At 34.5% G+C, this 5,750-nt stretch carries 7 protein-coding genes; all 7 read right to left on the bottom strand.

What is annotated here, in order from left to right; translation table 11 throughout:
• Positions 1 to 222 precede the first annotated feature (222 nt).
• The gene (locus AC622_RS20360) at positions 223 to 747 is read right to left on the bottom strand and encodes a GNAT family N-acetyltransferase (protein ID WP_049672695.1); all 525 of its coding nucleotides are present in this window, start codon (positions 745 to 747) and stop codon (positions 223 to 225) included.
• A gap of 87 nt (positions 748 to 834) precedes the next feature.
• Positions 835 to 1,059: a hypothetical protein gene (locus AC622_RS20355; protein WP_049672694.1), complete on the bottom strand. Its 225-nt coding sequence runs from the start codon at positions 1,057 to 1,059 to the stop codon at positions 835 to 837.
• Between the two features lie 176 nt (positions 1,060 to 1,235).
• Positions 1,236 to 1,595: a helix-turn-helix domain-containing protein gene (locus AC622_RS20350; protein WP_049672693.1), complete on the bottom strand. Its 360-nt coding sequence runs from the start codon at positions 1,593 to 1,595 to the stop codon at positions 1,236 to 1,238.
• Between the two features lie 708 nt (positions 1,596 to 2,303).
• Positions 2,304 to 3,623, bottom strand: a complete 1,320-nt coding sequence (gene ltrA / locus AC622_RS20345) for a group II intron reverse transcriptase/maturase (protein WP_082197291.1) — start codon at positions 3,621 to 3,623, stop codon at positions 2,304 to 2,306.
• A gap of 469 nt (positions 3,624 to 4,092) precedes the next feature.
• Positions 4,093 to 4,566, bottom strand: coding sequence for a DUF4181 domain-containing protein (locus AC622_RS20340; RefSeq protein WP_082197225.1), 474 nt, complete (start codon positions 4,564 to 4,566; stop codon positions 4,093 to 4,095).
• 63 nt (positions 4,567 to 4,629) lie between these two features.
• A complete protein-coding gene (locus AC622_RS20335; RefSeq protein ID WP_049672692.1) occupies positions 4,630 to 5,022 on the bottom strand; it encodes a DUF3021 family protein in 393 nt (130 codons plus the stop codon).
• Positions 5,023 to 5,193: 171 nt separating this feature from the next.
• On the bottom strand, positions 5,194 to 5,750 hold a 557-nt coding region (locus AC622_RS20330), incomplete at its 5' end, for a hypothetical protein (RefSeq protein WP_231589565.1).

Below are 5,750 nucleotides of genomic sequence, written 5' to 3'. Positions count from 1 at the left end.
TTTTACTTCTGAGACAATAACTCCCTATTCCTTCAAGGATTTTGGTATCTAGTTCAACAATTTGGATATCCGTCAAAAAACCTCCCTCCTCTTTATATATAACTACTTCTATTCGTTGTATTATTTTCCCTTTATTGGTTACTTCTTATAGAGCTATCCTGCCCCCTTAGCTGCATAAACAAAAAGAGCTGATCGCAGCTCTTATATTCAAGAAAAGACTCTTTATTTGAAGAATATCTCATTCTTTTTTATACTTTTTTGATATTTACTATGGCCATCGGTTACACCAATAAATTCAAAGTCATTGCACTTATAAAAGTTATTTAATTTAATGTTATCAGTAACACAATCTAACTTAAGATACTCTTTATCGTTTGCATTGTCTTCTATCCAAGTCAATATACTTTGCCCTATACCTTTCTTCATATAGGCAGGCAGTATTGCAAGTCTGTGTAAATAAAGCGATTTCGAAGAAATATCGTTTCCCCAAATATGCCTGTCCCATTCACTTGGTTCAGATAATAGCGTGAACGTGGCCATAATTTCCTTATCTTTTAAAACAATGTATGTTTCTTGATTAAATATGGCTTGTTCAATCTCTTCATCATCACCACCCTCTAATAGAAACCGCCATTGGTTTATATCATTATCTTTCATCCATTGAGCTATCTGTTTTAACATCTTAATAATTACACTACTGTCGTGATTTGTTGCAATTTTCACCTCAAAATTTTCACCGTACTCCAAGTTATTTATACCTCCTTTTTAATTAACCTTTTATTCTATACTTTATAAATTCTAACCCTGTTCCACATCAGATGCTCTTTTTTAAATCTACTTCTTCTTTGCAATCACAAATATACCTAATCCTATTACTACAGTAAGTAAACCCCATATAAATGTAGGTGCTCCAGCACCCCAAGCTAAATCTGATTCACCAGGGGATACAGTATAAACGACTGCATCTATAATGGAATCAGAAAAAGCATATATTGTATGAACAATCACTCCAGTAATGATGGCTTGTGCTATAAGAAAATAACCTAATAAATCTTTCATATTCTTTCCCTTCTCTTAATTATTAAGGTGTTTCAGCAAAGTGATGACTATTTCTTATTGAACTTACGTGTCCTGTTATTTTCATAATGAATTCGACAAAAAGCGGAAGAGTCCTTCTTCCGCTAACCTGCCCTTTAGCTCAAGAGATGGATATAAAATTCGCCTAGTGTATCTCATCAAGAATGAAAATTATTTTTCGAATGATATTCTAGCCATTTGTCTATTTCGCTTTTCAAGAAACGGACTTCACCCGAAATAGTCAGATAAGGAATATATTTATAGGTATCAAAATTTCCCTCTTCAATAGATGCTTTCTCTATATCCCTTTTTTCAATAATTTCTTCTATGTCTTTAGTGCTTACAGATAAATATTCAGCCAGGTCATCAATAGTGAATACACTTTTCTCTGTTGATACTTCTTCTTCATTACTTGTAGTAGCAATAGATGAAGAATCAGAGATTAAGAAAGCCCCGACTACAATACTTACCGCTATCAAAATTCCTCCTACAATACCAGATATACTCTTTTGGCCCATTTTTCCACTCTCCATTAAGTTAGAATAGAATCTCCCCTGAGAATCCCTATTACTATTCTCTATCGATCGTTGAAAATCCTTTTTCCGCTAACCTGCCCGTTTGTAATAAGGAATTCAACAGAAAAGTGTGTTAATCATTCCAGAGAATTACACACTCATAATCGACCAATAAATTAATAACTTCACTTTAAAAAGTAATAAGTCCGTATTAACCCCACCACATAGCAGTAACCAATAAAGACCAACAAGAAACTGGCAACCCAATGATAAAACACAAATACAACTCAATTCCTAATGTGTTTTTAGTTTTTCTTTGTTTCCTATATTTTATAAAAATTAAAATCATCGAACATATGTATAAACATATACTTATTACTGTTAAAGTAGTTAAATAATATAATGGATAAGATTCAATGAAATTCTCATTTAAAAAGTACGCAATATCTTGCCCAGAGACCCCAAATAAAGTTGCTATTATTAGGCTTACATAAATAAACGTATTCATTTTTTTCACTTATTCTACACCTCGTTAAAATATGAAATTAAAATAATTATATCTTTGTTCCCGTTTTTGTTTTTATGATTACCTTTCCTTCCTGAGCTAGTCGAGTAGAAGAGAGCCTTTTTACCTTACGGTAAATTGTGCTTCTCCCCCCTCTCAGAACCGTGCTTGCGCTATTAACGCACACGGCTCCTCCTAGTTATCATTTACAGAATATAGCTAATTTCTTTCCTTAATTCATAAATATTGACCCTGATTCTTGGTTTAGGAAGTAGGAACATTTGAAGGAATAGCCTGAATTTATCCCATGTAAAGGACTTTCTTTGGCTCCTTCTATTCAGCCATTTAAATAGTAAAATTTCGATTTTCTCTTTGAAGTCATTAACCGTTCGAGAATTATCTGTGATGCAGTAATAGTTGTAGTATCCTACTAGAGAACGTCTAAATCTCTCCATGATTAAATGGATATTTTTATTTCTATTAGACTTCAACCATTCCTTAGATTCTTTCAGCTTGCCTTGGACTTTCTTTCTGCTCGATTTCCGTTTTACACGAAATTTTCCTTGTTTACTTTTTCCACAATAATGCGTAAATCCAAGGAAATCGAAGGTTGCAGGCTTACCATTCCCTGTTCGTTTCGCGTTATTTTCTGCAAATCTCCCGAAGGGAATAACCTTGGTCTTATCCTCAGCTATTTCCAAGTTAAATTTCTTCAATCTCAGTTTTAATGACTCGTAGAATTGTATAGCTTCCCTTTTGTGTTGAAAACAACAAACAAAATCATCCGCATATCTTACCATGTATGCCTGTCCTTCACATTGTTTCCTAACCACTTTCTCAAACCATAAGTCGAGTACATAATGAAGGTACACATTAGCCAAGATAGGAGATATTACTCCACCTTGCGGTGTACCCTTATCTGTTTTGTATCTCCTGCCTTCCTCCATGTAACCACCTTTGAGGAACCTACTGATTATTCTCAGGAGGCTAGGATCCGTTATTCTATGTTTCAAGAACTCCATCATCCATTTGTGGTCAACATTATCGAAGAAGCCTTTGATATCTACATCTACTACATAGCTTACTAATCTTTTTTCTACATAAAAGTTTAGTATCTTTAACGCATCATGACAGTTTCTGTTTGGTCGAAACCCAAAAGAGCAGTCTAGAAAGTCATTCTTATAGATAGCATTTAGCACTTTTGCAATGCCTTTCTGGACAATTTTATCCTCATGTTCCGGTATTCCTAATGGCCTTTTCTTATTAGAGTTAAGCTTTGGAATATACATTCTTCTAACCGGAACTGGACGATAACTTTTGCTTTTAAGTCTGTTTGTTAAGTCCATTATGTTTTCTTCAAGACTTTCAGCATATTGCTCTTTCGTTGTACCGTTCACACCAGTTGCCTTATTGTTTGGCAGCTCATGATGACATTGAATGAGTGATTGCACATTTAGTAAATGTGTCCCTAATAAGGGCAATAACTGGTAGCTAGCCTTTCCTCCATCGGCATTACCCAACTTCATTGGTACTACGCTGCTATCCGACTCCCTACCCGGCATTTGGTTTCCTTACTTGTTATCGCTTGTACACCATACTCTTCTAATAAACAGAAGAGACCGGTAGGGTCTCCCGAGTTGCCGTATCATATCTATGTATGACGTGCCAAGGTCTCTGACTCCAGAGAGGTTTTATCTTTCTCGCCTATAACAAAAGATAAAATATTGCTTTCTACACGCAGTTAAGGCATCAGCCCTCTCGGTTTACAAACGTTTATGGAGCTCAATCCCTTCAACCATTTGGCTTTCGGCCCGCCACCTAACTGTCTACGCTTAAAGACCAAAGTTACCTTTGCCCCTCCAAGACTCGCTACGAGCGAATGGCTAGTTCTTACTCGGCGGGAATCCCACCCGCTATATGATACGACCTAGGCTCGGCCGCACAACTGCCTCGTTAGTAAAAAAGCAACTACTCTCATTTCTCAAATGCTAATTTTTAGTTGTAAAAGCGAATAACAAAGAATATTATGAAAATAAAACATATCGTCGAGCTTATAAGTGTTGAGATATATTGTTTTGATTCTTTTAGATACTTCCATTCCAATATAATTTGAAACCCCGCTAATACTGTTAAAAATAGAACCCAATACCATTTTAGGGTGTCAACCGACCCCTTTGTTAGAGCAAAGAAATAGACGACCAAAAAAATAATGAGTATTATCGTTCTCCCCCATCGATCAACGCTTTTGCCAGGGGTTTCGGAAATTCTTCTTCTCTTTACACCCAGAAATTTTTCTATCAATTTTTCTATTAAAAACAACAATAAAAATAAAATAATAAGAATCGTAAACAGTCTCAAAATTAACCCTCTCCATATATCTTTATTAGTCACAGCTTCAAAGCTATAACCATATAATTCGGTATGTATGGCAGCAAATCCTTCTTGCACTAAACTGCCCTTTTCTTCCATAAGAGGTTACAAAAAAGGGATTAATCCTTCTTAGATCAACACCACCGTCAATCGACACCCCAATCATATAGAAGTGCTATTACTAGAATTTCTACGTGAAATAACATATTCAATAAAATATATAGTTAAGAATAAGATAATTCCCACTTTATTAAATTGGAGGTACACATCAAATACATCTTTAAATGAATCTAACGGATAAAAACCACTTAAAAGCAACGTTGGGAAAACTGTAATCAGCATCGCCATATAATGAGCAAAGATTTGTTTCAAGAAACTCCATTGTTTAATTTGATAGATAACACTTGCCAATCCGAGGAAAAAGGCTATTAGGCCATAAAAAAAATAAGCACTCGAATCATCTGATTGTCCTTGCAACTTATACGACAATGAAATGATTAGTAAGATACCCAATGGAATAGACCCTCTATATAATCCATTTAAAAGCAACTGCAAAATAAAATCCCCTTTCTTGGTATTTCCTGTTATTAATTAATATACGAGAGATACTAGTTTGAAGTTTCAGAAAATTACTTCTTCCGCTAACCTGCCCATTTCTTCTATAAGGAATTCAACAGAAAAGGGTGTTAAAATACTAGCAAATACCTTTAGAAATGATATATGTACTTATATTTCGCTAATTATATGTCCGTCCTTATCTAAGAAGTCTATGTTTATGTTAGAAAAGTTTTTTGGTTTATTGTTTATCAAAATCCAAACTCTCGTTTTATCATTGAGCTTAACAATATCTGCCTCTATTCCATTCACTTTTACGGTATTCGTTTCATTCGTTATTTCTTCTGGAATGACTCCGTGCAAAAGGGCTTCTCCAAAATCAAAACTTGAAGAATAGGATAAGCCTCTATCTTCATCGTGGGAATAATAAGTTGGTTTCCAACCAAATATCCCTTTTTCAAACTGGACTAATGAAACAGTATTTCCAGCTTCAAATAGTAGAAATGTAGAATTTTCGATAAGGTAAAATTGTTTATCGCTGATTTCACTATAAACAAATTCTTTCTTAAACTTTTCAAATGCTTCATCTACTGTTTTTGAACTTTGCCTAACTTCCCCAATACTTGCAAATAAGGCATACAATATAATTATAGCTAATATATTTAATGCTATTGTTTTTGTACGTTTTCCCATCTTACTTCTTCTCCCCCCTTTTTTAACTCTTAAAA

The organism is Bacillus sp. FJAT-27916 (genome assembly GCF_001183965.1).
Taxonomy (GTDB): domain Bacteria; phylum Bacillota; class Bacilli; order Bacillales; family Pradoshiaceae; genus Pradoshia.
The sequence above is the reverse complement of the archived record's forward strand: the minus strand, read 5'-3'. Positions and strand labels throughout refer to the sequence as shown.

Excerpts from the sequence above, each read along its gene's own strand:
- AC622_RS20355 (WP_049672694.1), bottom strand. The coding sequence starts at position 1,059 with ATGAAAGATTTATTAGGTTATTTTCTTATAGCACAAGCCATCATTACT.
- AC622_RS20350 (WP_049672693.1), bottom strand. The coding sequence starts at position 1,595 with ATGGGCCAAAAGAGTATATCTGGTATTGTAGGAGGAATTTTGATAGCG.
- ltrA (WP_082197291.1), bottom strand. The coding sequence starts at position 3,623 with ATGAAGTTGGGTAATGCCGATGGAGGAAAGGCTAGCTACCAGTTATTG.
- AC622_RS20340 (WP_082197225.1), bottom strand. The coding sequence starts at position 4,566 with ATGGAAGAAAAGGGCAGTTTAGTGCAAGAAGGATTTGCTGCCATACAT.